Annotated in this window: 19 protein-coding genes and 2 pseudogenes; 13 read left to right on the plus strand and 8 right to left on the minus strand. The window is 68.8% G+C overall.

Going from position 1 to position 24,897, the window contains the following annotated elements:
• Nucleotides 1-4 precede the first annotated feature (4 nt).
• Genes ACIUM1_RS13755 through ACIUM1_RS13780 form a run of 6 tightly spaced genes read left to right on the plus strand, consistent with a single transcriptional unit; the run spans nucleotide 5 to nucleotide 7,475 of the window.
• A complete protein-coding gene (locus ACIUM1_RS13755) occupies nucleotides 5-1,627 on the plus strand; it encodes an SMP-30/gluconolactonase/LRE family protein (RefSeq protein ID WP_406813244.1) in 1,623 nt (540 codons plus the stop codon).
• Nucleotides 1,627-2,367 (plus strand): GntR family transcriptional regulator, encoded by a 741-nt coding sequence (locus ACIUM1_RS13760; RefSeq protein ID WP_406813245.1) that lies wholly within the window; start codon nucleotides 1,627-1,629, stop codon nucleotides 2,365-2,367. Before ACIUM1_RS13755 ends, ACIUM1_RS13760 begins: the two co-directional genes overlap by 1 nt.
• Nucleotides 2,368-2,389: 22 nt before the next feature.
• Nucleotides 2,390-4,033, plus strand: a complete 1,644-nt coding sequence (locus ACIUM1_RS13765; RefSeq protein ID WP_406813246.1) for an AMP-binding protein — start codon at nucleotides 2,390-2,392, stop codon at nucleotides 4,031-4,033.
• A complete protein-coding gene (locus tag ACIUM1_RS13770; RefSeq protein WP_406813247.1) occupies nucleotides 4,026-4,808 on the plus strand; it encodes an SDR family NAD(P)-dependent oxidoreductase in 783 nt (260 codons plus the stop codon). Before ACIUM1_RS13765 ends, ACIUM1_RS13770 begins: the two co-directional genes overlap by 8 nt.
• Complete coding sequence (locus ACIUM1_RS13775; protein WP_406813248.1) at nucleotides 4,805-6,277, plus strand: acyl-CoA synthetase; 1,473 nt, start codon at nucleotides 4,805-4,807, stop codon at nucleotides 6,275-6,277. Before ACIUM1_RS13770 ends, ACIUM1_RS13775 begins: the two co-directional genes overlap by 4 nt.
• A 37-nt stretch (nucleotides 6,278-6,314) precedes the next feature.
• Nucleotides 6,315-7,475: an NDMA-dependent alcohol dehydrogenase gene (locus ACIUM1_RS13780; RefSeq protein ID WP_406813249.1), complete on the plus strand. Its 1,161-nt coding sequence runs from the start codon at nucleotides 6,315-6,317 to the stop codon at nucleotides 7,473-7,475.
• 27 nt (nucleotides 7,476-7,502) lie between these two features.
• Here the strand turns inward: ACIUM1_RS13780 and ACIUM1_RS13785 are convergent, their stop codons facing one another.
• On the minus strand, nucleotides 7,503-7,964 hold the full coding sequence (locus ACIUM1_RS13785; protein WP_406813250.1) for an SRPBCC family protein: 462 nt from the start codon (nucleotides 7,962-7,964) through the stop codon (nucleotides 7,503-7,505).
• Between the two features lie 296 nt (nucleotides 7,965-8,260).
• Here ACIUM1_RS13785 and ACIUM1_RS13790 point away from each other — a divergent pair, with 296 nt between their 5' ends.
• Entirely contained in the window at nucleotides 8,261-8,626 is a 366-nt protein-coding gene (locus ACIUM1_RS13790) for a nuclear transport factor 2 family protein (RefSeq protein WP_406813251.1), read from the plus strand.
• 39 nt (nucleotides 8,627-8,665) lie between these two features.
• Nucleotides 8,666-8,890, plus strand: a complete 225-nt coding sequence (locus tag ACIUM1_RS13795; protein WP_406813252.1) for a hypothetical protein — start codon at nucleotides 8,666-8,668, stop codon at nucleotides 8,888-8,890.
• A gap of 97 nt (nucleotides 8,891-8,987) precedes the next feature.
• Here the strand turns inward: ACIUM1_RS13795 and ACIUM1_RS13800 are convergent.
• Nucleotides 8,988-9,113 (minus strand): annotated as a pseudogene (locus ACIUM1_RS13800) (DUF899 domain-containing protein); the annotation flags it as partial.
• On the opposite strand from ACIUM1_RS13800, the pseudogene ACIUM1_RS13805 reads away from it, so the two are divergent.
• A pseudogene (locus ACIUM1_RS13805) lies at nucleotides 9,104-9,616 on the plus strand (nuclear transport factor 2 family protein); the annotation flags it as partial. The pseudogenes ACIUM1_RS13800 and ACIUM1_RS13805 overlap by 10 nt on opposite strands.
• Before the next feature lie 162 nt (nucleotides 9,617-9,778).
• The gene (locus ACIUM1_RS13810) at nucleotides 9,779-14,611 is read left to right on the plus strand and encodes an HAD-IC family P-type ATPase (protein WP_406813253.1); all 4,833 of its coding nucleotides are present in this window, start codon (nucleotides 9,779-9,781) and stop codon (nucleotides 14,609-14,611) included.
• A 46-nt stretch (nucleotides 14,612-14,657) separates the two neighbouring features.
• On the opposite strand, the gene ACIUM1_RS13815 is transcribed toward ACIUM1_RS13810, so the two are convergent.
• Both ACIUM1_RS13815 and ACIUM1_RS13820 read right to left on the minus strand, forming a co-directional pair.
• Nucleotides 14,658-16,223: an AMP-binding protein gene (locus tag ACIUM1_RS13815; RefSeq protein ID WP_406813254.1), complete on the minus strand. Its 1,566-nt coding sequence runs from the start codon at nucleotides 16,221-16,223 to the stop codon at nucleotides 14,658-14,660.
• Nucleotides 16,213-17,109, minus strand: a complete 897-nt coding sequence (locus tag ACIUM1_RS13820; RefSeq protein WP_406813255.1) for an SDR family NAD(P)-dependent oxidoreductase — start codon at nucleotides 17,107-17,109, stop codon at nucleotides 16,213-16,215. Before ACIUM1_RS13820 ends, ACIUM1_RS13815 begins: the two co-directional genes overlap by 11 nt.
• Nucleotides 17,110-17,403: 294 nt before the next feature.
• Here ACIUM1_RS13820 and ACIUM1_RS13825 point away from each other — a divergent pair, with 294 nt between their 5' ends.
• Entirely contained in the window at nucleotides 17,404-18,147 is a 744-nt protein-coding gene (locus tag ACIUM1_RS13825; protein WP_406813256.1) for a cutinase family protein, read from the plus strand.
• Between the two features lie 21 nt (nucleotides 18,148-18,168).
• Here ACIUM1_RS13825 and ACIUM1_RS13830 read toward each other — a convergent pair whose 3' ends face one another.
• The 4 genes from ACIUM1_RS13830 to ACIUM1_RS13845 all read right to left on the minus strand — a co-directional run bounded on the left by ACIUM1_RS13830 (nucleotide 18,169) and on the right by ACIUM1_RS13845 (nucleotide 22,764).
• Nucleotides 18,169-19,533 (minus strand): aldehyde dehydrogenase family protein, encoded by a 1,365-nt coding sequence (locus tag ACIUM1_RS13830; RefSeq protein WP_406817673.1) that lies wholly within the window; start codon nucleotides 19,531-19,533, stop codon nucleotides 18,169-18,171.
• A gap of 35 nt (nucleotides 19,534-19,568) precedes the next feature.
• Nucleotides 19,569-20,672: a phenazine antibiotic biosynthesis protein gene (locus ACIUM1_RS13835; RefSeq protein ID WP_406813257.1), complete on the minus strand. Its 1,104-nt coding sequence runs from the start codon at nucleotides 20,670-20,672 to the stop codon at nucleotides 19,569-19,571.
• Nucleotides 20,673-20,914: 242 nt separating this feature from the next.
• Nucleotides 20,915-21,679: an SDR family oxidoreductase gene (locus ACIUM1_RS13840; RefSeq protein ID WP_406813258.1), complete on the minus strand. Its 765-nt coding sequence runs from the start codon at nucleotides 21,677-21,679 to the stop codon at nucleotides 20,915-20,917.
• A 149-nt stretch (nucleotides 21,680-21,828) separates the two neighbouring features.
• Complete coding sequence (locus tag ACIUM1_RS13845) at nucleotides 21,829-22,764, minus strand: oxygenase MpaB family protein (RefSeq protein ID WP_406813259.1); 936 nt, start codon at nucleotides 22,762-22,764, stop codon at nucleotides 21,829-21,831.
• Nucleotides 22,765-22,874: 110 nt separating this feature from the next.
• Between ACIUM1_RS13845 and ACIUM1_RS13850 the strand changes: the two genes are divergently transcribed.
• Together ACIUM1_RS13850 and ACIUM1_RS13855 are read left to right on the plus strand one after the other, a co-directional pair.
• Nucleotides 22,875-23,483: a TetR/AcrR family transcriptional regulator gene (locus ACIUM1_RS13850; protein WP_406813261.1), complete on the plus strand. Its 609-nt coding sequence runs from the start codon at nucleotides 22,875-22,877 to the stop codon at nucleotides 23,481-23,483.
• 30 nt (nucleotides 23,484-23,513) lie between these two features.
• Entirely contained in the window at nucleotides 23,514-24,890 is a 1,377-nt protein-coding gene (locus tag ACIUM1_RS13855) for an adenylate/guanylate cyclase domain-containing protein (RefSeq protein WP_406813262.1), read from the plus strand.
• The last annotated feature ends 7 nt before the right edge of the window (nucleotides 24,891-24,897 follow it).

Raw genomic sequence — 24,897 nt, forward strand, 5'->3', positions numbered from 1 at the left:
GAGCATGTCCATCTCACGGGCCATCGCAACGCTGCCCTCGCGGTACGCGCCGGCGCCCGCCATTGACGTCGCCGAGGGCTGGGAACTCGAACGGGTCACCGCGCCCAGTCGGCTGTTCGGCGCCAACGGTCTGCGCACGGGCCCGGACGGTCGCATCTACATCGCGCAGGTGACCGGCAGCCAGATCAGCGCGCTCGATCACCGCACCGGGGAACTGGTGACCGCCAGTCCGAAGGGCGGCGACATCGTCGCACCCGACGACGTCGCGTTCGACGCCGGCGGCAACCTGTACGCGACCGAAGTGATGGACGGCCGGGTCAGCGTGCGCGACACCAGCGGCCGGACACGAGTGCTGCGCGACGATGTTCCGTCCGCCAACGGCATCACCTTCCACCAGGGCCGGTTGTTCATCGGCGAATGCCGTGAGGGCGGACGGCTGCTGGAATTCGACCTGGCCGGCGGCCCGCCACGGGTGCTGCTGGACAACGTGCCGTCGCCCAATGCAATGGAGGTCGGCCCGGACGGCCTGCTGTATTTCCCCGTGATGGGTGCCAACGAGATTTGGCGCATCGACCCCGACGGTGGCGAACCGCAATGCGTCGCGGGCGATCTCGGCGTGCCCGACTCGGTCAAGTTCGACACGCAGGGCCACATCGTCTCCACGCAGGTGGCCAGCGGGCAGGTGCTGCGCATCGATCCCCGCACCGGCCAACGGCGCCTGCTCGCCCAGCTGAATCCGGGCCTGGACAACTGCACCTTCGTCGGCGACCGGCTGTTCGTGTCCAACTTCACCGGCGAAATCACCGAGATATCACCGGATGGCACACCGCGATCCGTGTTGACGGGCGGTCTCAACTGGCCGATGGACCTGGCGATCGGCCACGACGGGCGGCTCTACATCGCCGACGGCACCTACTTCTACGTCGCACTGCCCGACGGGTCGCTGCAAACCGCGGGGATGCTGTTCAGCCCCGGCTATCCCGGCTTCCTGCGCGGCGTCGCGTCGAGCGGTCCCGGTGAGTTCGTCGTCACCACGTCCGGCGGCCAGGTCAGCCGCTACCGGCCGGCGGTGAACGAAACCGAGGTGCTGGCAGACGGTTTCGATCAGCTCTACGGTGTCGCCCTGAGCCACGGCGGGGTGGTGTTCACCGAGCTGGGCACCGGACGGGTGCTATCGCTGCAGCCCGGTGGTGTCGAGGTGCTCGCGACCGGGCTGCGTGAGCCGGTGGGCGTCGCGATCGACGCCGAGGGTGCGTGCCTGGTGGCAGAGGCGGGCGCCGGCCGGGTGATCCGGGTGAGCGGTTCGAAGGCCGACACCGTGCTCGCCGATCTGCAACGCCCGCAAGGCATTCTGGTCCGAGACGGCGTGCTGTACACCGTCGACGCAGGCGCCAAGGAGCTGATCGCGTTCGATCTGGACAGCAACGCACGACAGACGATCGCCGCCGGATTGCCGGTCGGCCCCCCGCCGGGGGTGACACCCAAGCCGCTGCGCGGGATGCCGCCGTTCTCCGGACCGCAGGGCCCCTTCGCCGGCATCACCGCCGCGGCCGACGGAACGCTCTACGTCTCCGCCGACGGCGACGGCAGCGTGCTGGCATTGCGGCCGACACCGGGCGGGCCGTGATGTCGCAGGCGCTCGCGGGTGACCACCGCTACTTACAGATCGCGCGCACGCTGCGCAAGGAGATCGTCGACGGCGTCTACCCGGTGGGTTCGCAGTTGCCCACCGAACACCAACTGTGCGAGCGCTTTGCGGTGAGCCGCTACACCATCCGCGAGGCGCTGCGCCGGCTGCGCGAGGACAATCTGGTGGCGTCCCGACCGAGGGCGGGCACCCGGGTGGTTCCCCGGCCCGTCTCGAGTTCTTATGCCCAGGATGCGATGTCGATCGACGACCTGCTGGCGTTCGCGGCCGGCGCGCAGCTGACCATCGAAAGAAATGCGATGGTCACGATCGACGACGACCTCGCCGCCAGGACCGGGCTCGAGGTGGGCACCCAGTGGCTGTCGGTCCGGGGCTACCGGCAGGCCGACGGCGCATCGGTTCCGCTGTGCCGAACCGAGTACTACATCAACCGCAGTTTCGCCGCGGTCGGTCGGTTGCTGCAGCGCCACGTCGGCCCGATATTCCCATTGATCGAAGACCTGTTCGGTGTGAGCGTCGCCCAGTTGCATCAGGAGATCGCCGCCGTATTGCTGTCCCCGGAGTTGGCCGACGGCCTCGGTGTCCAAGCCGGAACGGCCGCGCTGCAGATGCGGCGCACCTACACGACCTCCGACGGCGAGGTGGCCCAGGTGACGATCAACACCCACCTGTCGTCGAGGTTCCGGTACGCGATGACGATGCGTCGCGTGGACGAATAGGGCGTCCCACGATGAGGTCGCGGTGATCGCCAGGACCGCCCAGCACGCGGCACACGCGGCGGAGGCGTACCGGCGCGGGTTGTGGGTGGACACGACGCTGGCCGATGCGCTGCGCACCGCAGCGACGGAATCGCCGCGCCGAACGTTGTTGGTGGACAAGGATATTCGGCTGAATTGCGCCACACTGTACAGTCAGGCCGAGGCGCTGGCGGGCGCCCTGTTGGCGCGGATACCGACGGCCAGCACCGTGTCGTTCATGTTGCCGAACTGGCACGAGAGCGCCGTCATCTACCTGGCCGCGACGCTGGCCGGCATGGTGGTCAACCCTATCCTGCCATCGCTGCGCGACCACGACCTGCGCCTGATTCTCGAAGACGCCGGCAGCGCCATGCTTTTCGTCCCGCAGAGTTACGGCGGCCATGACTACGTGGCGATGCTGCAGCGCGTGACGTCCGAGATGGACCGCCCGCCCGAGGTGGTGGTCCTGCGCGGCCCCGAAACCGACCAAACCGGCTCACACACGCCGTATCGGGCCCTGCTTCAGCGGCCGCCCGGGCCGGCGGCGCTTCCCACGCTGGACCCCGATTCCGTGCGGATGATCCTGTACACCTCCGGCACCACGAGCCGCCCGAAGGGCGTGTTGCACACTCATAATTCGCTGCACGCGCTCATCTGCCAGATCCGCGAGCACTGGACGGTCGCACCGGGCGACACCTTTTTGGTACCGTCGCCGGTCGCCCACATCGGTGGCTCGATCTATGCCTTCGAATGCCCGCTGCTGCTGGGCACCACCGCGGTGCTGATGGACCGCTGGGATGCGGCTGAGGCGGTCACGTTGATGAACTCGCATCGGTGCACCCACATGGCGGGGGCCACACCGTTTCTGCAACAACTGTTGTCCGCCGCCGAGCGCGCCGAGACCCGCCTACCCGACTTGAAGGTGTTCATCTGCGGGGGCGCCTCCGTGTCGCCGTCGCTGATCCGCCGCGCGGCAGCGTATTTCGACCGCTCGGTGGTCACCCGGGTGTACGGCTGCACCGAAGTGCCCGTTGCGACGGTCGGTGCACCGCGTCCGGAGGAGGCCGATTACGCGGCGGACACCGACGGCAGGCCCGGGATCGCCGACATCAAGCTCGCGGCACACGAAGCCGCGCCCGCCGGCGACGGGGAGATTTGCGTGCGCGGCCCTCAGATGCTGCTGGGTTACCGTCATCCCGAAGACGATTCTTTCGATGCGGCAGGCTTTTTCCGCACCGGGGATCTGGGACGCTGGGTCGATGACAACTACCTGGTGGTGACCGGCCGGACCAAGGACGTCATCATCCGCAGCGGCGAGAACATCTCGGCCAAGGAGGTCGAGGACCTGCTTGCCGACCACCCCGGGATCGCCGAGATCGCGGTCGTCGGGCTGCCCGACGAGCGCACCGGTGAGCGGGCCTGTGCGGTGATCGTCCCCGCGGGCGGGGAGCGCCCGGACGTCGCGAGCCTGCTGGCGCTGCTGGTCAGCAAGGGCGTCGCCAAATTCAAGGCGCCGGAGCAGGTGTTGCTCTGGAACGCCCTGCCGAAGAACGACGCGGGCAAGATACTCAAGCACCAGATCCGGGCGACGCTGATGCGCGGCGAAGCCGGCCGCGGTGGGGCGCCGCGCGGGGCTAAGGATGGGTGAGATGCAGGTCGCAATTGTCACGGGAGCCAGCAGCGGTATCGGCCTGGGCTGCGCCACCAAGCTCGCCGAGCAGGGCATGGCGGTCCTCGGCACCGGTCGCGACGAGGCGCGGCTGGCCGAACTGGAAGCCGCGGTAGGTGATTCGGACCGCGTCGCGACGGTTGCCGTCGATCTCACCGACGATGACGCGCCCCGCCGCATCGTGGACCTCGCGGTCGGCCGGTGGGGCCACATCGACTTCTTGATCAACAACGCCGGAGTGGGCAGCCCCAAGCCGCTGCACGAAACCGACGACGAGACCCTGGACTATTTTTTGGGTTTGATGCTGCGCGCGCCGTTTAGGCTCGCTCGAGAGGTGCTGCCACACATGGCACCGGGATCGGCGATCATCAACGTGACATCAACCTTCGCGGTCATCGGCGGCCTGCGCGGCGGCGCCTACTCCGCCGCCAAGGGCGGGCTGACCGCGCTGACCACCCACATCGCCTGCCAGTACGGCGCGTCCGGTATTCGCTGTAACGCCGTCGCGCCCGGCGTGACGGTGACGCCGATGGTCGAAAAGCGCCTGCAGGATGAGCGTTTCCGCAAGATCAACACCGAGATGACCCCACATCAGCGGTTGGGCCGCATCGACGACATCGCCAGCACCGTCGCCTTTTTGTGCTCACCGGGCGGAAGCTTCATCAACGGTCAGACGATCGTCGTCGACGGCGGTTGGAGCTCGACGAAATATCTTTCGGAGGCGGCGCTGGCGGCGCAGTGGGTCGAGCGATGAATCTGTTCGCGATGCTCGACGCCGCCGCGAGCCGGTTTCCCGACCGCGGTGCGGTGTATCAGGGGGATCGGCGCGTGTGCACCTGGATCGAGCTGCGGGACCGGGCCTTGCGTCTGGCGGCATCCATTCGCCAACAGCACGGCCCGGGTGCTCGCATCGCGATCGCGACCCACAACCGCCCCGAGATAGTCGAGCTGATGTTCGCGACCTGGGCCGCCGAGTGCGTCGTGGTCCCGATCAATTACAAGCTGCATCCGCGCGAGATGGCGCAGATCCTCGACGATGCTTGCGCTGCTCGGGTTTTCGCCTCGTCGTCCATCGGCGCCGAACTCGCATCTGTTACCACAACCACCACGGAAGTCATTGGCTCCGAGTACTATTCGCGCCGCTTCGGCACGGTCCCGTCGGTGCCGCCGAGCACGGCCCCGTCGGCGCTGGCGTGGCTGTTCTACACCAGCGGCACCACCGGCCGGTCCAAAGGAGCGATGCTGACGCACCGCAACCTCACCGCGATGACGGTCGCACACCTCGCCGACATCGACGCGCCGGACGAGGACTGCAGCCTGGTGCACGCGGCCCCGATGTCACACGGCTCCGGGCTCTACATCCTTCCCTATGTGCTGCGCGCCGCCCGCCAGGTGCTTCCGCCCTCGGGCGCCTTCGATCCCGAGGAGTTCCTCGATCTCTGCGAGCACCACCCGGCCGCCAGCGCCTTCCTGGCCCCGACGATGGTGCAGCGGCTGGTCAATACGGGCCGCTGCCGTCCGGCCAATCTCAAGCGGATTGTCTACGGCGGCGGGCCGATGTACGTCGAAAGCCTGCGCAAGGCGATTTCGGCGTTCGGGCCGATCTTCGCGCAGATCTACGGGCAGGGCGAGTCACCGATGACCATCACGGGATTGCGTTGCGCGGACCATGAATCCGGTGATGAGGCGATCCTGGGTTCGGTCGGCTATGCGAGGTCGGGGATGGAGGTCGCGGTGCTGCGCGGCGACGGCAGCAAAGCGCCGCCGGGCGAAATCGGCGAGATCGTCTGCCGCGGCGACGCCGTCATGTCCGGGTATTGGCGGAATCCGGACGCGACCCGCGCCACGCTCAAAGACGGCTGGCTCTACACCGGCGACATGGGGTCGTTCGACGCACGCGGTTTTCTCACGCTGCGCGACCGGTCGAAGGACGTCGTCATCAGCGGTGGCAGCAACATCTACCCCCGCGAGGTGGAGGAGGTCCTGCTCGAGCATCCCGGCGTCGCGGAGGCGTGCGTGGTCGGCGTCCCCGACGCCGAGTGGGGCGAGGTGGTGGTCGCGTTCATCGTCGGCGCGGCCGATCCCGCGGCGCTGGACGCGCATCTGTTGCAGCGCATCGCCCGCTTCAAACGGCCGAAGCGCTACGAATTCGTCGACGAGCTACCGAAAAACAGCTACGGCAAGGTGCTCAAGCGGGCACTGCGTGCCGGCCTGGCGCGCTGAGCCCGGCTGTGCCACAAGGAATCGAGGGAGGTCGCAAATGAAGTGTCGTGCCGCTGTCATCCGCGGGGTCGGCCAGGACTGGGAGATCCGCGAGATCGAGCTCGATCCACCCCACGCGGGCGAAGTCATGGTGCGGATGGCCGTCGCCGGAATCTGCCACTCCGACGACCACCTTTTCACCGGCGACGTGGTCCCGACGCCCGAGGCTTTGGCCGTCAGCGGCCAACCCGCACCGGACTGGTTCCCGCTGTTGGGTGGTCACGAGGGAGCGGGTGTCGTCGCGGAAGTCGGACCGGGCGTGACGTCGGTGCGGCCGGGCGACCACGTGGCGCTCTCGTTCATTCCGGCGTGCGGCAGCTGCCGGTTCTGTGTGAACGGGCAGAGCTACATCTGTGACGTCGGCGCGAGCCTGTTCGTACGGGAGATGCCCACCGACGGAACCTGCCGCCGGCACCTGGGTGACGAAAACCTGTTGGCGTACGGCCAACTCGGCACGTTCGCCGAGTACGCGGTGCTCTCCGAACGGTCCGTCATCAAGATCGACGACGCGATCCCGTTCCATGCCGCCTCGCTGGTGTCGTGCGGCGTCAGCACCGGCTGGGGCTCCGCGACGATATCGGCGGGCACCGAGCCCGGTGACACCGTGGTCGTCATCGGCGCCGGCGGCGTCGGGATGAACGCCCTGCAAGGCGCGCGCGCCGTTGGTGCAAAGTATGTCGTCGCAGTGGATCCGGTTGAGTCCAAGCGGGATTCGGCCAAGATTTTCGGCGCCACCCACACCGCCGCCTCGGCCGAGGAGGCGATCCCCCTGGTCAAAGAGATCACCGCCGGCCTGATGGCCGACCGCGTCGTGGTCTGTCCCGGCGTGGTGCATGTGGACCTGATCCCGTTGGCGCTGACGCTGCTCCGCAAGGGTGGTGTCTGCGTGCTTACCGGCATCACCCCATTCACCGAACCCCCGGTTCCGCTTGTCCTGCAGGAGATGACGCTGTCGGCCAAACAGCTCCGGGGAGCGCTCTACGGCGGGATGAATCCTCGTACCAGCGTGCCGATGCTGTTGTCGTTGTATCAGGCCGGCGCCGTGAAACTCGACGAATTGGTCACCCGCCACTACACGCTCGACCAGATCAACGAGGCGATGGCAGACCTGCGGGAGGGCCGCAACATTCGCGGCGTAATCGATTTCGCCGCCGCGTGATCACCGGTCCAGTCCGCGCGCAAGCGTTTACCGGGACTCGAAGTGACTCCGGATGCCGGCCAACATCTTGATGTGCGCCTTGATCCCTTCGCGGATGGTCAGCCCGGCCAACGGCCGCGGGGCGGTTATCCCGATCCGTTCGGTAACCCGGGTGCCGCCGTCGGCGGCCTCGAAGCTCACCACGCCGCGTAACCGCACACCGGGCGACTGGTGGGCCGCGGTCAGCACGTCTCCGCGGATGGGCACCCGCAGCCGGGCCCGATAGCTGACTCGGATGGTCAACGGCCCCAACGGGATCCGGTCGACAACCCGGTAGTCCTGTTGGTAGCCGTCCAGGGTTTCGCTGCGGGACACTGTTTCCACGGACACGATCAGCGGGTGCACGAGCTTGATGTTGTCCAGGTCTACGTAGAAGGCGCGGACGGCGTCGGGCGGCGCGGGCACGTGTTCAGACAGCGTCCGGTCGGCGTGGACGGTCCACCAGCTCATAAGAGGAACCTAGCCCTGCGACGATGCGCGCCGCGCAGCGGCGGGAGGAGGAGCCGGGCAATCGGACCCAGCCCTGCGACGATGCGCGCCGCGCAGCGGCGGGAGGAGGAGCCGGGCAATCGGACCCAGCCCTGCGACGATGCGCGCCGCGCAGCGGCGGGAGGAGGAGCCGGGCAATCGGACCCAGCCCTGCGACGATGCGCGCCGCGCAGCGGCGGGAGGAGGAGCCGGGCAATCGGGCCTAGCCCCGCGGCCGTGCCGCGCTTACCGTGGACCCACGAGCGAGCGGAGAAGACATGGGCACCCGAGGCCACGTGGTCGAGCGCTACCTGGAATGCCTGGCCGCTCACGACTGGGACGGACTGGCCGACACCATCGCCGAGGATGGCCTGACCCGGGAGGGCCCGTTCTGCGACGTGGTGCAGGGCAAGGCGCGCTACGTCGCCTTTCTGCGCAAGGTGTGCACCGATCTGCGGGGCCATCGGTTGCACGTGCGGCGGGTCTCGCATGTGGACTCCCGGGTGTCCTTCGCCGAGCTGTCCGAGACGTTCGAGATCGACAACGTGGCGACCACTTGGCCCGAATGCATCCTGTTCGAGCAAGACGACGACGGATTGATCGCTTACGTCAGCGTGTTCTTCAAGCAGCGGGGTGCCGGCTGACTATTCCCTCCCCCACCGAATTGACCTAACGTGTCACGAATGGAGGCAGATGCAACTCCGGAGTCGGTGTCGGTCGAGAAATTGCACTCGGGCGACCCGATCACCGATTGTGGTCAGCGGTACATAGTTCTCGAATCAAAATCCTTGAGCGACAGCTGCGTGGTCCTCGAGCTGGAGTCCAGGGTGGATCACCACCTGCAAGTCATCGAGAAGTCATTCCCGGCCGGGTACCAGGTCAACAGGGCACACCACCGAATTCTCTGACGAATTCCGTCGCTGTGAATAATGCGCGAGTAGCCGTCCGACGGCTACCGCGCATTCGTGTTATTCGAGCCGAATTCTGGCAATTGAGCGAACCCGTTCAGTCCTCGCGCGCCGGCCGGATGTCGTTGGGATCGTTCGGGTCGGGCTCACCGAACCAGCGTGACGGCTCGTGCCTGCCGTACGTGTCGTGCCAGTCCCACCACTCGTAGGGAGCGGTCTGCGGTGCAGTTCAGCGCAGCCGAGGTCGCCGAGCTCCTCGAAACCACGCCCGCGGCGGTCAACAGTGCGCTGCAGCGCGCCCGGGCCCACCTTGCCGAACTCTCCCCCGCCGAGGACGAGGTGTCCGAGCCCGGTGATGCCGCGCGTCGAGAGCTGCTCGACCGGTATTGCGCGGCGTTCGAGAACGCGGACATGGCGGCGCTCACGGCGCTGCTGCAAGCGGACATCAAACTCGAAATGCCGCCCATGCCAGTGTGGTTCACCGGCCAGGACGCGGTGCTGCGGTTCCTCGCCGGACGCGCTCTGGCCAAGCCCGGCGATATTGTGATGGTCCCGACAGCCGCGAATGCGCAACCCGCCGTTGCCGAATACCGGCGCAGCGCCGACGGAACGATGCGCGCCCATTCCATTCACGTTCTGACCGCCGGCACCGCCGGGATCGCCGGCATAACCGTCTTCCTCGACCCCGGCTTGGTCAGTACGTTTGGTTTGTCATCAAGCCGGTAACCTCTGGGCAGGGACGTAATCGCACCCTTGCTTCTCTCAGGGAGGCTCGACCTGCATCGTCATCGGCGCCGTCGCATGGTCTTACCTTCCCGGCCAACGTGTGGACAGGTCTTCCACACGCCAGGATCATTAGGCGCGGTAGACGTAATTGAAGGGTGACGAGTGAAAATTCCCGGCGTTTCCGACGTCGTCGCTGGTGTAGCTGGCGGAGCCGCGCAAGTGGTGCGAGCCGGTGTCTCCACCGCGGCGGGCACCGCGGGTGCGCTGCAGATGTTGGCCAGTCCGGTAACCGAGCTCGCCGGCCCGGTCATTCAATCGGTCGCCCAGACTACGGGCCGGGCGATCGGCTTGAACGGTTACTCAAACGGCTCCCCGCCCACCATCCTGCCGCCGGTGCGCTGGCACAGCGGGAACCGGGTGCACCTGGACCTGGATCCGTTGCTGCCGTTCCCGCGCTGGCACGAGTACGCACCCGCCGTAGAAGAACCGGTGCGACGGATACCGGGCGTGACCAAGGCCCACGTCGAGGGCTCACTGGGCCGCCTGGTGATCGAACTGTCCGACGACGCGGACAACGGCGACGTTCTGGACGAGGTACGCGCGACGGTCTCCTCGATCGCCTCCGACATCACGTGGACCAAGGGTGAGTCGGCGCCGCCCTCCGCGCCGTTCGCCGACCCGGGCAATCCGCTGGCGATCCTGGTGCCACTCACCGCGGCGGCAATGGATCTGGTCGCAATCGGGGCGGCGGTCACCGGATGGGCGACCCGACTGCCCGCCGCGCCGCAAACCACCCGGGCGGCGGCCGCGCTCATCAATCATCAACCGCGCATGGTCGCGATCCTGGAGGGCCGGTTGGGCCGGGTGGGCACTGACATCGCGCTCGCGGCGACCACGGCGGCGGCCTACGGGCTGACTCAAACGGTCGGCACCCCGGTGCTCGATCTGGTGCAACGCACCCTCCAGGTCTCCGAGGCGTCGGCACACCGTCGCGTGTGGCGAGACCGCGAGTCCCAGCTGGCCTCGCCCGACCGACCGCAGGCTCCGGTGGTCCCGGTCATCTCCTCGGCCAAGTCCGATGTGCCCCGGCACAGCTGGGCCGCGGCGGCGGCCGGCGAGGCCTCCCACGTGGTGGTCGGCGGGACGATCGACGCCGCGATGGACCAGGCCAAAGGCTCGATGGCCGGGCCGGTGGAGAGCTACGTCGATTCGGCGGCGAACGGCGCACTGATCGCCGCGGTCAGCGCGCTGGTGGCCGGCGGTGGTACCGAAGACGCGGCCGGCGCGATCGAGGCCGCCGTGCCGAGAGCGGCGCACATGGGCCGCCAGGCGTTCGCGGCGATACTGGGCCGCGGGCTTGCCAATTCCGGACAACTGGTCCTCGACCCGGGCGCGCTGCGTCGCTTGGATCGGGTGAAGGTGGTCGTGATCGACGGGGCCGCGCTGCGGGGTGACCATCGCGCGGTCTTGCGCGTCCGGGGAGACGCTCCCGGCTGGGACGACGACCGGGTCTACGAGGTGGCCGACGCGCTGTTGCACGGCGAAGAGGCGCCCGAGCCCGACCCGGACGAGTTGCCCGCGACCGGCGCACGGCTGCGATGGGTTCGGGCCCAAGGGCCTTCGGCGACACCCGCGCAGGGTCTGGAAAGCGCCGACCTGATCGTCGACGGTGAACGCGTCGGCAGTGTCGACGTGGGCTGGGAGGTCGACCCCTACGCGATCCCGCTGTTTCAGACCGCGCATCGCACCGGGGCGCGAGTGGTGTTGCGCCATGTCGCGGGCACCGAAGACCTCACCGCCAGTGTGGGCACCACGCATCCGCCCGGCACGCCGCTGCTGAACGTGGTCCGTGAGCTGCGAGCCGATCGTGGACCGGTGCTGCTGATCACCGCGCTGCATCGCGACTTCGCCTCCACCGACACCCTGGCCGCGCTTGCGATCGCCGATATCGGTGTGGCACTTGATGATCCACGCGCCGCGACCGCGTGGACCGCGGACATCATCACCGGCACAGACCTGGCCGACGCGGTGCGCATCCTGTCGGCGATCCCGGTGGCCCGGTCGGCCAGCGAATCGGCGGTGCACCTGGCGCAGGGCGGCACCACGCTGGCCGGGCTGCTGCTCGTCACCGGCGAGGAGGAGGCGAGTACCAGTCCGCTGAGCTTCCGGCGCTGGCTCAACCCGGTCAATGCCGCCGCGGCCACCGCGCTGCTGGCGGGAACCTTCTCGGCCACCCGAGTGCTCCGGCTGCCCGACCCCACCCCCCAGCCGCTGACCGCCTGGCACGCGCTGGATCCCGAGATCGTCTACTCGCGACTGGCCGGCGGTGCGCGACCGATCGCCGTCGAAACCGAGTCATCCTGGCGGCGCCGTCTCGACGACCTGTCGTACAGCCCGGCGCTGGCCCCCCTGCGCACGCCCTTGCACAACATCGCCCGGCTGGCGTCCGCCACCCGGACCGAACTCGCCGATCCGCTGACTCCCATCCTGGCCGTCGGCGCGGCCGCGTCGGCGATCGTCGGCAGTAACATCGACGCGCTGCTGGTCGCCGGCGTCATGACCGTCAACGCGATAACCGGTGGGGCGCAACGGCTGCGGGCCGAATCCGCGGCCGCCGAGCTGTTCGCCGAGCAGGACCAGATGGTGCGCCGGGTGGTCGTTCCGGCCGTCGCGACGACGCGCCGCCGGCTCGAGGCCGCCCGGCACGCGACCCGCACCGCCACCGTGTCGGCGAAATCCCTGCGGCCCGGCGACGTCATCGACCTGGCCGCACCCGAAGTGGTGCCGGCCGACGCCCGCCTGCTGATCGCCGAAGACCTCGAAGTCGACGAGTCGCTGCTGACCGGCGAGTCGCTCCCGGTCAACAAGCAGGTGGACCCCGTCGCCGTCAACGACCCCGACCGCGCCAGCATGCTGTTCGAGGGCAGCACCATCGTCGCCGGCCATGCCCGGGCGATCGTCGTCGCCACCGGCGTCGGCACCGCCGCGCACCGCGCGATCTCGGCCGTCGCCGACGTCGAGACCGCGGCCGGAATTCAGGCCCGGCTGCGCGAACTGACCAGCAAGGTGCTGCCGCTGACACTGGCCGGCGGCGCAACGGTGTCGGCTTTGGCGCTGCTGCGCCGCGCGCCGCTGCGCCAGGCGGTCGCCGACGGCGTCGCGATCGCGGTGGCCGCCGTCCCCGAGGGGCTGCCGCTGGTGGCCACCCTCTCCCAGCTCTCAGCCGCCCAGCGGCTGACGGCCCGCGGGGCCCTGGTCCGGGCGCCACGCACCATCGAGGCGCTGGGCCGCGTCGACACCGTCTGCTTCGACAAGACCGGCACGCTCACCGAGAACCGGCTCCGCGTGGTCTGTGCGGTGCCCGCCGACGTCGACCCGCACGACCCGTTCCCGAAACTCACCGACCCCGAGTCGGCGGGCCTGCTGCGCGCCGCCGCACGGGCTTCCGCACGGCCACAGGAAGGCCAGGGACACGCGCACGCCACCGACGAGGCCATCCTCACCGCCGCGAGTTCGCTTAACGGCCAAGCTGATTCGGACTGGACGATGATCGCGGAGGTGCCGTTCGAGTCCAGCCGCGGCTTCGCCGCCGCCATCGGCACGTTAGGCCACGACAACGGCCACCCCGCGAAGACGCCGGTGCTGGTGCTCAAGGGAGCCCCCGAGGTCATCCTGCCGCGCTGCAAGTTCGCCGACCCGCAGGCAGATCAGGAGCGGGCCGAGGCGGTGGTCCGCGGCCTGGCCGAACAGGGCCTGCGGGTGCTCGCCGTGGCGCAGCGCAGCTGGAAACACGAGACCGACGACGACGACACCGACGCCGACGCGGTGGACGCCGCGGCGCACAACCTCGAACTGCTCGGCTACGTCGGCCTCGCCGACACCGCCCGGGCATCGGCGCGCCCGTTGATCGAAGCGCTGGTGGACGCAGACCGCGACGTGGTGCTGATCACCGGCGACCACCCGATCACCGCGCGGGCGATCGCCCGCCAGCTCGGCCTGCCCGCCGACGCCCGGGTGGTGACCGGGGCCGAACTCGCCGGGCTCGACGAGGACGCATGCGCCCGGATGGTCGCCGACGTGCAGGTGTTCGCCCGGGTCAGCCCGGAGCAGAAGGTGCAGATCGTGGCCGCCCTGCAGCGCTGCGGGCGGGTGACCGCGATGGTCGGCGACGGCGCCAACGACGCCGCCGCCATCCGGATGGCCGACGTCGGCATCGGGGTGAGCGGTCGCGGATCGTCGGCCGCCCGCGGCGCCGCCGACATCGTCTTGACCGACGAGGACCTGGGTGTGCTGATGGACGCCCTGGTCGAGGGCCGCAGCATGTGGGCCGGCGTTCGCGACGCCGTCACGATCCTGGTCGGCGGCAACGTCGGCGAGGTGTTGTTCACCATCATCGGGACCGCCTTCGGCCAAGGCCGCGCCCCGGTGGGAACCCGTCAGCTGCTGCTGGTCAACCTGCTCACCGACATGTTCCCGGCGCTCGCGGTGGCGGTCACGTCGCAGTACGTCGAACCCGACGAAACTGAATACGAATCGGCCGAAGCCGCCGAAGAGGCGCGCCGCCTGCACCGCCGCGCGGTGCTGACCGGACCCACGCCCTCACTCGATGCCCCGCTGATGCGCCAGATCGTCACCCGCGGCGCCGTCACGGCCGCCGGGGCAACGGCCGCCTGGACCATCGGACGTTGGACGCCGGGGACCGAACGCCGCACGGCGACAATGGGTTTGACCGCGCTGGTGACGACGCAGCTGGCGCAGACGCTGCTGACCCGCCGGCACAGCCCGCTGGTGGTGGCGACCGCGCTGGGCAGCGCCGGCGTGCTGGTCGGCATCGTGCAAACCCCGGTGATCAGTCAGTTCTTCGGATGCACACCGCTGGGGCCGGTCGCCTGGTCGGGGGTGCTGGGTTCGACGGCGGGCGCCACCGCGATCTCTGCGCTGGCACCCCACTGGCTGGCCAAGCAGGTCGCCGCCCTGGCGCCCGGCGAAGAGTGAGCCTTCGGTCCGCCGGCGGTGAGCGCCGTGAGGCGGACGATCGTGTTCAGCCGGACAGCTCCCTGCGCAACACCTTGCCGGTGGGATTGCGCGGAATGCTGTCCACGACGTTGATGTCGCGGGGCTGTTCGAAGCGAGAGACCCGGCCCTTGAGGAACTCACGCAACTCCGGCACGTCGATCTCGCTGCCCGGCTGCGCGACCACGAACGCCGCCAACCGCTGACCGAACCGCTCGTCGGGTACGCCGATGACCACGTTGTCGGCGACGGCGGGATGCTGGGCGAGCGCGTTCTCCACCGCGCGCGGATAGACGTTCTCGCCGCCGGAGATGATCATGTCGTCTTCGCGGCCGACGATGAAGAGCCGGCCCTCGTTGTCCAGATAGCCCATGTCGCCGGTGCTGGTCATGCCGTCGATGACGGTTTTCGCGGCGCCATCGGTGTAACCCCCGCTGGTCAATTCGCCGCCGACGAAGATCCGCCCGGTGACCCGTGGGCCCACCGGTTTGTCGTTCTTGTTGTAGATGCGCACCGGGCAGCCGACGACGGGCCTTCCGACGGTTTCGGGCGCTTCGCGCAGATCCGCCGGGGTCGCCAGCGCGCCGATCCCCACCTCGGTCGAGCCGTAGCCGTTGTAGAGGATGTCGCCGTAGGCGTCCATGAACCGCTGGCCGAGCGTGGGATCCAGGCGGTCGCCGCTGGAGATCACCGTGCGCAGGTAGGGCAGCGGGTTTCGCGCCCGCACCTGTTCGGGCAGCTCCAGGATGCGCGCGAGGACGACGGGCACGGCGGTGAAGGCGTCGGCGCGGTGCAACGACGCCTGGGCCAGCGCGGCTTCGGCGTCGAATTCGCGGCGCGTGAGCACGGTGCCACCGAGCGCGCAGGTCAGCATCAGCATGCCCAACCCCAGCCCGTGAAACATGGGCATTGCCACCGAGATTCGAGACCCGGTGTGCAACTGGGTGCGATCGAGGATCGTCACCCACAACCCCACCGCGGAGCGCAGTTGCGGTGTGCGCGGCACGCCTTTGGGTGTGCCGGTGGTGCCCGATGTCAGCAGCACGATGCGGCCCGGTGGTGCGATATCCGGTCTGCCGACGCCCTCGTCCGGGCCGACCGAAGCCGGATCGACCGCGACAACCGATTCGTCCGCGGCCCGCACCCGTTCGGCGAATTCGTCATCGGCGACCACGGTCGAGATGCGATGGGCCTGCACCGCCGCCGCCAGCGCGTCGCTGCGAAACTCCGTACTCATCGGCACGACGTCGGCGCCCAGCAGGGCGGCGGCGAAAACACCCGCCACGAAACCGCGTCCGTTGCGGCACATCACCCCGACCGCCTGCCCGGGCGCGACACCCTCGCCGGCCAACCGCCGAGCCAGCGACTCGGTCACTTCCCGCAGTTGGCGATAGCTCAGCGCGCCGTCGTCGTCGACGATCGCCGTGCGGTCGGGCCAACGGGCCGCCGTGACCGCCAGCAGGGTGTAAGGATTGGTGCCGCCCCGGCGCGCCTCGCGGAGCAGCCGGAAAACGGCAACCGGTGCAGGCGGGTGGAGCAGGCCGGAGCGCAGCAGCGCCCGGGCGGCAGTGGTGACCACGCGATCATTCGTCATCGTCGGCCTCGTCGGTGTCGGACTCGCTGAAGAACCGGCGGTGCCACAGCCGGGCGGCGTAGTCGGCCGGGCCGGCCAGCAGCACCGAGGCCAGCTCGGCCGGCAGCACCCAGGGCGGTGCGATGGTGCGCGGCCGCTCGATGACGGCTTTGGCGATGGCGTCGGCGGCTTCGTCGGGTGAGAGTCCCGGCAGGCGGCTCAGCAGCGGGGTCGGTGCGATCATCCTGGTTCGGACCAACGCGAAGTAGACGATGGTGACATCGACGCCGTCGGTGTGCAGTTCCGGGGCCACGCTGCGCAGCCACCGGTCGAAGGCGCCCTTGGAGGCCTGGTAGGCCCCCCATTGCGGACCCGGCGCCACCCGCACCGCGACACTGGACACGTTCACGATGTGCCCGCTGCGGTTGCGGCGCATCGCCGGCAGTAGCCCCAGCAGCAGTCGCACCGGGCCCAGGTAGTTGATGTCGATGGTGCGCTGGAAGTCGTGCGGCCGGTCGTACTGGTCGTGCAACGAGCGGCGCAGGGACTTACCGGCGTTGCTCACCACGATGTCGAGCGGGCCGTGCTCCTCGGTGATCCGCCTGGTCAAGGTGCTCACCGCGGCTTCGTCGGTGAGGTCGGTCGGGTAGGCGACCGCGTGGCCCCCACCGGCGTTGATCGACGCCGTCAGATCGCGGAGCCGTTCTTCGGACCGCGCGACCACCAGGACGGTCGCCCCCGCGGCGGCCAGGCTGCGCGCGGTCGCCTCACCGATGCCGTAGGAGGCGCCGGTCACCAAGGCGGTCTTGCCGAACACGGTGCTGCGCAACTTGTCGGGATCCGAGAGCCGCGCCGGGTTGGCCACGTGGTCCGTGACCGTGTTCAGGGCCTGCGCTATTGCGTTCAACTTCGCCGCCGCATCCACTCGAGCCGCTTGCCGAGGCCGGCTGTTGCTTCACCGGGCCCCGGGCTCGTAACTACAAGTAGCAGACCACATTGCAGCACGGGCCCGCGCTCCGGCCCTGGTGGTTCGGGACTGCCTCGACGGCAGGGGGCTCGAGTTCCTCGGCCGCCGGTGCCGGATGAGCGCCGCGCGCAACCACTCTCGGCCGTCCGCATCAGCGGCGGTTCTTTTATGAGAACACAGTAATTTCGGTGTTTCCGGTGTTTAAGCGGCGTGTTGGCTGGGCACAATGGCGGCATGATTGCGCGTCAATTAGTCCGTTCCCTCAGTTCAGCAGCAGTTATCGCCGCGTCGGGCGTGGCCGTGTCGGCACTGTCCACGTCCGTTATCCCCTCCGCCTCGGCCCAGTGTCCGGACGTGCAAGTGGTCTTCGCCCGCGGCACCGGCGAAGAGCCGGGCGTCGGCCCCACCGGCCAGGCCTTCGTCGACGCGCTACACCAACGCGTCGGCGATCGGTCGTTCGACGTGTACCCGGTCAACTACCCCGCCAGCGACCAATGGAACACCGGCATCGACGGCATCAGAGACGCGGGCGCCCATATCAATTCGATGGCCCACGACTGCCCCAACACCAAGATGGTGCTCGGCGGCTACTCCCAGGGCGCGGCCGTGATGGGCTTTGTCACCTCGGCCGCGGTGCCCGATGGCATCGACCCCAACACCGTCCCCAAACCGCTGTCCCCCGACGTCGCCAACCACGTCTCCTCGGTGGTGCTGTTCGGCATGCCCAACGTGCGGGCGATGAACTTCCTCAACGAACCACCCGTGGTCATCGGCCCGCTCTACCAAGACAAGACGATCAAGGTGTGCGCCACCGAGGACCCGGTCTGCTCCGACGGCCTCAACTTCGCGGCGCACGACACCTACGCCGACGACGGCGCCATGATCGACAAGGGCGTCGCCTTCGCCTCCAGCCACCTGGGCATGGGTGGGCCCGGCGCACAGTCGGTCTCGTCGCCGCACGGCGGCTTCGGCGAGTAACCGGCCGACCGGGATTCCGGTCTAGTCCTTGACGAAGCCCTTGTTGCGCATCAGGGCGTCGGCCAGGAAGCCGTCGTGCGGAATCTGCGGTGCGTGCAACCACGTCGGATGACGCCCGGCGTAGACGTTGCCGACGGTCGGTTCGGCGACCAGTTCCTCGATCAGCGACTCGTCGCCGGTGATCGCGGTGACCACCAGCGAATGCCGCAACGGCCGTACCCCGTCCTCGCGCGACCAGGCCGCCACCCACACACAGGGAAACGGCAATTCGACATTGAGAGTATCCACGTCGGGCTCGGCCAGCACATGCACGGCCGGACGCAGCGCGGCATACCCGTCGCCGAGGTCGGCGACCACCTGATCGGCGCCGAGCAGCGGGGCCGCCCCGGCGGCCTTGGCCGCCAAGAAGTTCGCCAGGGCGCGGGCCTTGTCGACCGGCTGGGTGGGCAGGATCGCTCGCTCGTCATCGGTGGGCAGCGGCTCGATGACGGCCAACCGTTCGGCGATCGCCCCGGCCAGTCCGGTGGGATCGCCCTCGCAGAGCACCGCCGTGGTGTTGACACACGCCATGCCGCCGTGGCCGGCGATCGAGTCGACGATGACGTCGAGATAGTCACGCCAGTCCCGGTCGGCGGTGATCACCATCTTGGTACGCCCCGGGCCGTTCACGATCACCGCCGGATCGCCGGCGTACTTGTCCACCACCTGCTGGCCGCCGTACACCAGGGCGAGGTCGGCGGAGTGGATGATTTCGTCGGCGCCGGCATGGTCGGTGGGCAGATAGACCGCGTCCTCGGGGCGAAACCCGGCCCGCCGCACCGCACACACCAGCCGATGCGCCGTCAGCGGTTCGCGCCGCGATGGGCGCACCGCGACCCGATAGCCCAGCGCCAGAGCCTGGGGCCAGAGCCCATGGACGCCCGGTCCGTTCCCGGCGGCGTGCACCGCGAAAACCTCGCCGCGCCGCACCCACACCGCACCACCCGCGCGGGTGCGCTGCTCGCGCCAGTCCAGCGTCGCCCCCACCGGCTGAGCCGGCCGCACCGCGTCGAACGCGTCGGCGACCGCGTCGGCCACACCGCGGGCCCCGGCCCGGGTGAGCGCGATGGGCATCCCCGAAATCCGTCCCGCCAGTCCGGCATAGGCCTCGAAATCCAGTCCGGCTATCACGCCGTTGGCGAAGATCTCGGCGGCCCGGGACAGCGCGGCCGCGCGCTGTGTGACCGGCAGCGGCGCGGCCTTGCGCTGGGCGCCCAACGTGCGGGAAACGTAGAGCGACGGCACCAAGCTCAACTCCGCGACCGCGATGCCCGCGGTGGTGGTGATGACCTCACGTTTGCGGGTGCGGTACTCACCGTCGGCACCGAGAGCGTCGAGCGCCACCAAACCGGTCGCGGTGACGGCGTTTTCACCCACCACGCTCAGTACACGCCTTCGATGACGGCCTCGCCCTCGAACGTGGACACCGGGCGCACCTCGCTGACCGAATCGCTGAGTTCGCCGGCCGGCCCGGGCATCCTGATCGCCAGGTCGCGCTCCAGGTTGTTCGGGATGAACATGCCCTTGCTGATGTGGTTCATCACCACCTGACCTTGCTGCCCGTACGGCACCCGTTTCCCGGTGTCGGGATCGACCACCCAGAACACTACGTACGGGGTGCGCGGGTCGAAGACGAATGCGTCGCCGTCGACGATCCGGGTGACGGCCTGCGACAGCACCATGGTGCTGCCGAACGCCATGGTGATGGTCGTCGCCGGGAAGATGCCGCGCAGCAGATCGAGCGTGTCGGCATCCACGTGCGCGCCGCTGAGCAGCAGATAGCGGATCTTGTCGTTGACCAGGTCGACCACCCGATCGTTGCGGGCGATCGCCTCCAGCACCGGCGGGGTGGTGTGCAGGTTCGCGACGTTCTGTGTCTGCAACACGAAGACGGCCTGCTCGACGACGTGGTCGACATAGGCCGCCACTTCGGCGGCGGCGCCGCGGGCGGCGAGCTTCTTGACCCAGCGGGGATCGATGTCGATCGCGTGGAAAACCGCGCCGAGCCGCTGCGACACCAGCCGGGAGAAGTAGCCGACGCCGTGCGGCCCGCTCGGCATCAGGCACAGAAAGCCCTGGCCCCGCCGAAAGCCGCCCGTGGCGAAGTCCTCGGTTTGCCATTCGATGACCTGCGCGATCCAATCCGGCAGTTGCGCAGTGCGTTTCGGGGCGCCGGTGGTTCCACCGGATTCGAAGACCTGGGGCAGCGGCGGCGGCGATCCCTGGGCCGCATAGCCCCGCGGAATGAGATCTTCGACTGGGCCACTGCGCAATTCGTTGACCAGGTTGGGAAACAAGCGCAGATCGGCAAAGGTGGTGACGTCGGTCAGCGGGTTGAAGTCCAGGGCGCGGGCGGCGCGCAGCCAGAACGGCGAACCGGTGTCGGCGCCGAAGTGCCACGCCATCGCCGCGCGTAAATAGGCCTCGGCGTCCTCGACGGGTGCCGCGCGTGGGACGTCCAACAACGAGAAGTCGACTTCGGCCATGCCCTCGATCCTGTCCCATCCTGGACCGCTCCGCCAAGGACACCGGGCGTCCACCCGCACCGGCCTGTTGCTTTATCGCCTTATTTCACAGGGAGTTTCATCGTTGTGCACGCGGTGTTCAACGCCACGCCAGCCGTGACGCCGCGTCGGTTCAGCTGGGGCGACACCAGGTGGGCGTGCCGGCAGGTGGCACCCATCAGCGCGGCTCGCATCGCATCCCGCCCCGGGCGAACCGTCGCCGCCTAGCTGCCGAGCATGGCGGTGATGGCCTCGTTGAAACGGGGATACATGTCGTCGTAGGTGCCGTCACGCTCGGCGAACCGGAACGCCTTGACGCGCTCCACCACGATCTCCTTGGCCTGCGGCTGCGTCTGCAGCAGCGTCATCGTCTCGGTGATGTAGTCCTCCAGCGGCATCGCCCGGGGGTCGAATCCCCGCTCGCCCTGCAGCGCGGTCTGCACATGCGGCGGAATGATCTCGATCACCTGTACCGAGGTGCCGCGCAGCTGAAACCGCAGCGATTCGGTGTAGGAGTGCAGCGCCGCCTTGGCGGCGCAGTAGGTCGGGGTGAGCGCGCTGGGCATGAAGGCCAGCCCGGACGTCACGTTGAGGATCGTGGCGTGCGGCTTGCGCAGCAGCGCCGGCAGCAGCGCCGAGGTCAGCCGGATGGGGCCCAGCAGGTTGACGACAATGCTTTGTTCGGCCAAGCCGACGTTGCTGCTCGTCAGGTCCTCGACCCGCTGAATCCCGGCGTTGTTGACCACCACATTGAGGTCCGGGTAGCGGTCGGTCAGCTCCGTGGCGAATCGCCGGATGTCGGCGGGGTCGCCCTGATCGAGGGACAGGGTCTGCATGCCCGGGTTGGCCTGGGCCACGGCGCGCAGGTGGTCGCCGCGCCGGGACGCGATGATCACCTGGTTGCCCAATCGGTGGAAAGACTCGGCCAGGCCGCGGCCGATGCCGCTGCCGCCGCCGGTGACCAGAACGGTGTTGCCGGTCATCTGCATCGCGGTGCTCCTTCGGGTCGCCCTGCCAACGGCTCGCTCCACCGGCCCATTCCGCCGACCTAGCGGAATGCCCCAATGCGGAGCCGGCTAACCACGATGCCCTATGCGCCCGTGCGGTGTCACGGCAATGGCGGGCGCGGCGGATGAGGTTATCCGGCCGGGCGGTTGTGCAGCCGGCGCGGGTCGACGCCGGCGCGCTGCCACGCCGCGGCCGCCCAGCTCGTGTAGAGCACCCGGACCGGCAGCCGGTTCAGCAGCGGGTTGAGCGCGCGGATGGCCGCGGCGACGCGCTGAAACCGCCTCTCCTTCTTGGCGTCCCACTGCAGCTGGCACACCTCGCGCATCTGGGGTGGCAACGTTCCGACCACGACCAGCCGGGTGTAGGCGTTCAACGGCGCCGACAGGACCTTCCACACCGGCTTGGGGATCCGGCGCGGGCCCGGGATGCCCTTACGGATGTAGCCGGTGCCGTACAGCACGGTCTTGTGCGGGACGAACCGGTCGAGCATCTCGTCCCAGTAGGCCAGGAAGTCGTCGTAGGTATGGGGTTGCCCGCGGTCGCTGACGCCGTACAGGCTGTACCAGACCTTGCCTTCGTTGAAGATCTGTTCCTTCTCGGCGCGGGAAAGCCGGCGGATGAACATGTCGGTGTTGTAGATGACCTGGTCGACGAAGCTGGCGTGTGCCCAGTAGAACAGCTCCGGATTCAGCGCGTGATACCTCGAGCCGTCGCTGACGGTGCCCTTGATCGCCTTGTGGAAGTCGCGCACCTTGCGGCCCCACTCGTGCGGCTCGTCGGAATAGACGGTGTTCATCAGGGGCGGCGCGGTCCGCTTGGCCCGGCCCAGCGTGTCGCTGAAGATGACGGAGTGATCCAGCACGCCCTGGGCGAGCTGTTCGATGCAGTTCTCCACCCCGGCGGTGCGCTGGAATCCGAAGAGCTGAGTTCGATTGTCCCCGTAGAACTTCCAGATCAATGAATCCGGGCCCAGCCGCGGGGCGGCGTCGGCGACCTCGTCGTCGATGGGCATCGGAATCGCTTCGCGGACTCCGGAGTCGAAGTCTGCAGCCCACTGCGCGGTCATCCCAACCTCCTGCGGCCATGCCGGCCGGATTGTGAAGCAGAGAAACAAAAGCGTATCTTTGTGTCAAACTAGCATTCTTCCGCCGAGCCTGCCGTGGGGGTCGTGATCCGATGCCGATCCACCGCCCAGCCGGCGATCTCGGCGAGGCGCTCAGCGATCTCGATCGCACCATCTTGGACACCGCGCGAAGCGTGTTCGAGACCTACGGTGTGCGCCGCGCCAACATCGACGACGTGGCCGCCCGGGCCGGGGTCAGCCGCAGCACCATCTACCGTCGCTTCGCTTCAAAAGAGAACCTGTTCGCCCAGGTGGTCCGCCGCGAGGCCGGGTTGTTCTTCAGCACCCTGGACCAGGCGACGACCGGCTGTGACCCGCAACAGGCGGTGGTCGAGGCGTTCGCACTCGGGGTGCGGCTGGTCCAGGACTCCCCGCTGTATTCGCGGATCGCCGACAGCGAACCCGAACTGTTCGGCATGTTCTCCCGCTCGCACGCCTTTCCGATTCGCCAGTTCGCCGACGGCATCGCCCGAACGCTGCGGCGTTGCGGCGCCGACCTGGCCGAGTCCGACCTGGACAACATCGCCGACATCCTGCTTCGCGTCGCCCTCGGCATCATCGTCTTTCCCACCGACCGGCTCGACACCTCCGACCCAGCCGCGGTGCGCGAGTACGCCGCCCGCTATCTGGTCCCGATCATCAGCCGCGAGCAGGGCCGCTAACTGTCGGCATCCTGAACTAGCCTTGACTACGTGGCTGGGAGTTCTGCGGCTCCGCGGACCCGGTACGCCAGTTGCGGCGAAATCGACATCGCCTATCAGGTCTTCGGCGATGGCCCGATGGACCTGCTCGTGCTACCGGGCCCGCTGATCCCGATCGACTGCGTCGACCTGGAGCCCTCGATGTACCGCTTTCATCGCCGGCTGGCGTCGTTCTGCCGGGTGATCCGCTTCGATCAGCGCGGGATCGGCCTGTCGTCCCGGGTTCCCTCGCTGGACATGATCGGCCCGGAATCCTGGGCTCAGGACGCGCTCGCGGTGATGAACGCGGTCGGTTGCGAGCGAGCCACGATCTTCGCCCCGGGTTTCACTTCGCTGGCCGGTGTGGTTCTCGCGGCCGACCACCCCGACCGAGTGAACAGCCTCGTCATAGTCAACGGTGCGGCGCGCACGCTGCGGGGTCCGGACTACCCGATCGGCGCCGGGCTCGATGATGCCGAGCGATTCACATCGGTCGGGATGGAGCCGGACGCCGTCGAGCAGGGTTTCGACATGCTCGGCATTATCGCCCCCAGCGTCGCCCACGACGACGCATTCCGCGCGTGGTGGGACATGGCCGGCAACCGGGCCGCGTCACCCAGCATGGCCCGCGCGTTCATCAATAAGGTCCGGGAGGGCGATGTCCGCGACCGGTTGCCTCGCGTCGCCGTGCCGACGCTGATCGTGCATCGCGACAACCCCGCCTTCAGCCCCGTCGAGCACGGGCACTACCTGGCCGAGCGCATCGCCGGATCGCGTCTCGTCGAACTGCCTGGCGGCGACGCCCTGTACTGGGTCGGTGACACCGCGCCCATGCTCGACGAGATCGAAGAGTTCATCACCGGGGTGCGCGGCGGCTCGGACGCCGAGCGACTGCTCACCACCATCGTGTTCACCGACATCGTGGGCTCCACCGAGCGCGCGGCGGCCCTGGGTGACCACCGCTGGCGCGATCTGCTGGACAACCACGACAGGATCGTGCGCCACGAACTGCAGCGCTTCGGTGGCCGCGAAGTCAACACTGCCGGAGACGGATTCGTCGCGACGTTCAGCAGCCCCAGCGCGGCGATCGCCTGCGCCGACGCCATCGTGGACGCCGTTCACGTGCTGGGCATCGAGGTCCGGGTCGGAATTCATGCCGGTGAAGTCGAGGTGCGCGGCGCTGACGTCGCGGGCATGGCCGTACACATCGGCGCGCGAGTGGCGGCACTCGCGGGACCCAACGAGGTGCTGGTGTCGTCCACGCTGCGCGACATCGTCACCGGGTCACGGCACCGGTTCGGCGAATACCGCGAGACCGCGCTCAAGGGTGTGCCCGGTTATTGGCGGCTGTACGCCCTGGTCCGCGAGCACGCCGCCGCGCGGCGCTAACCAACCC

It is taken from the genome of Mycobacterium sp. M23085, assembly GCF_045343915.1.
GTDB lineage: Bacteria > Actinomycetota > Actinomycetes > Mycobacteriales > Mycobacteriaceae > Mycobacterium.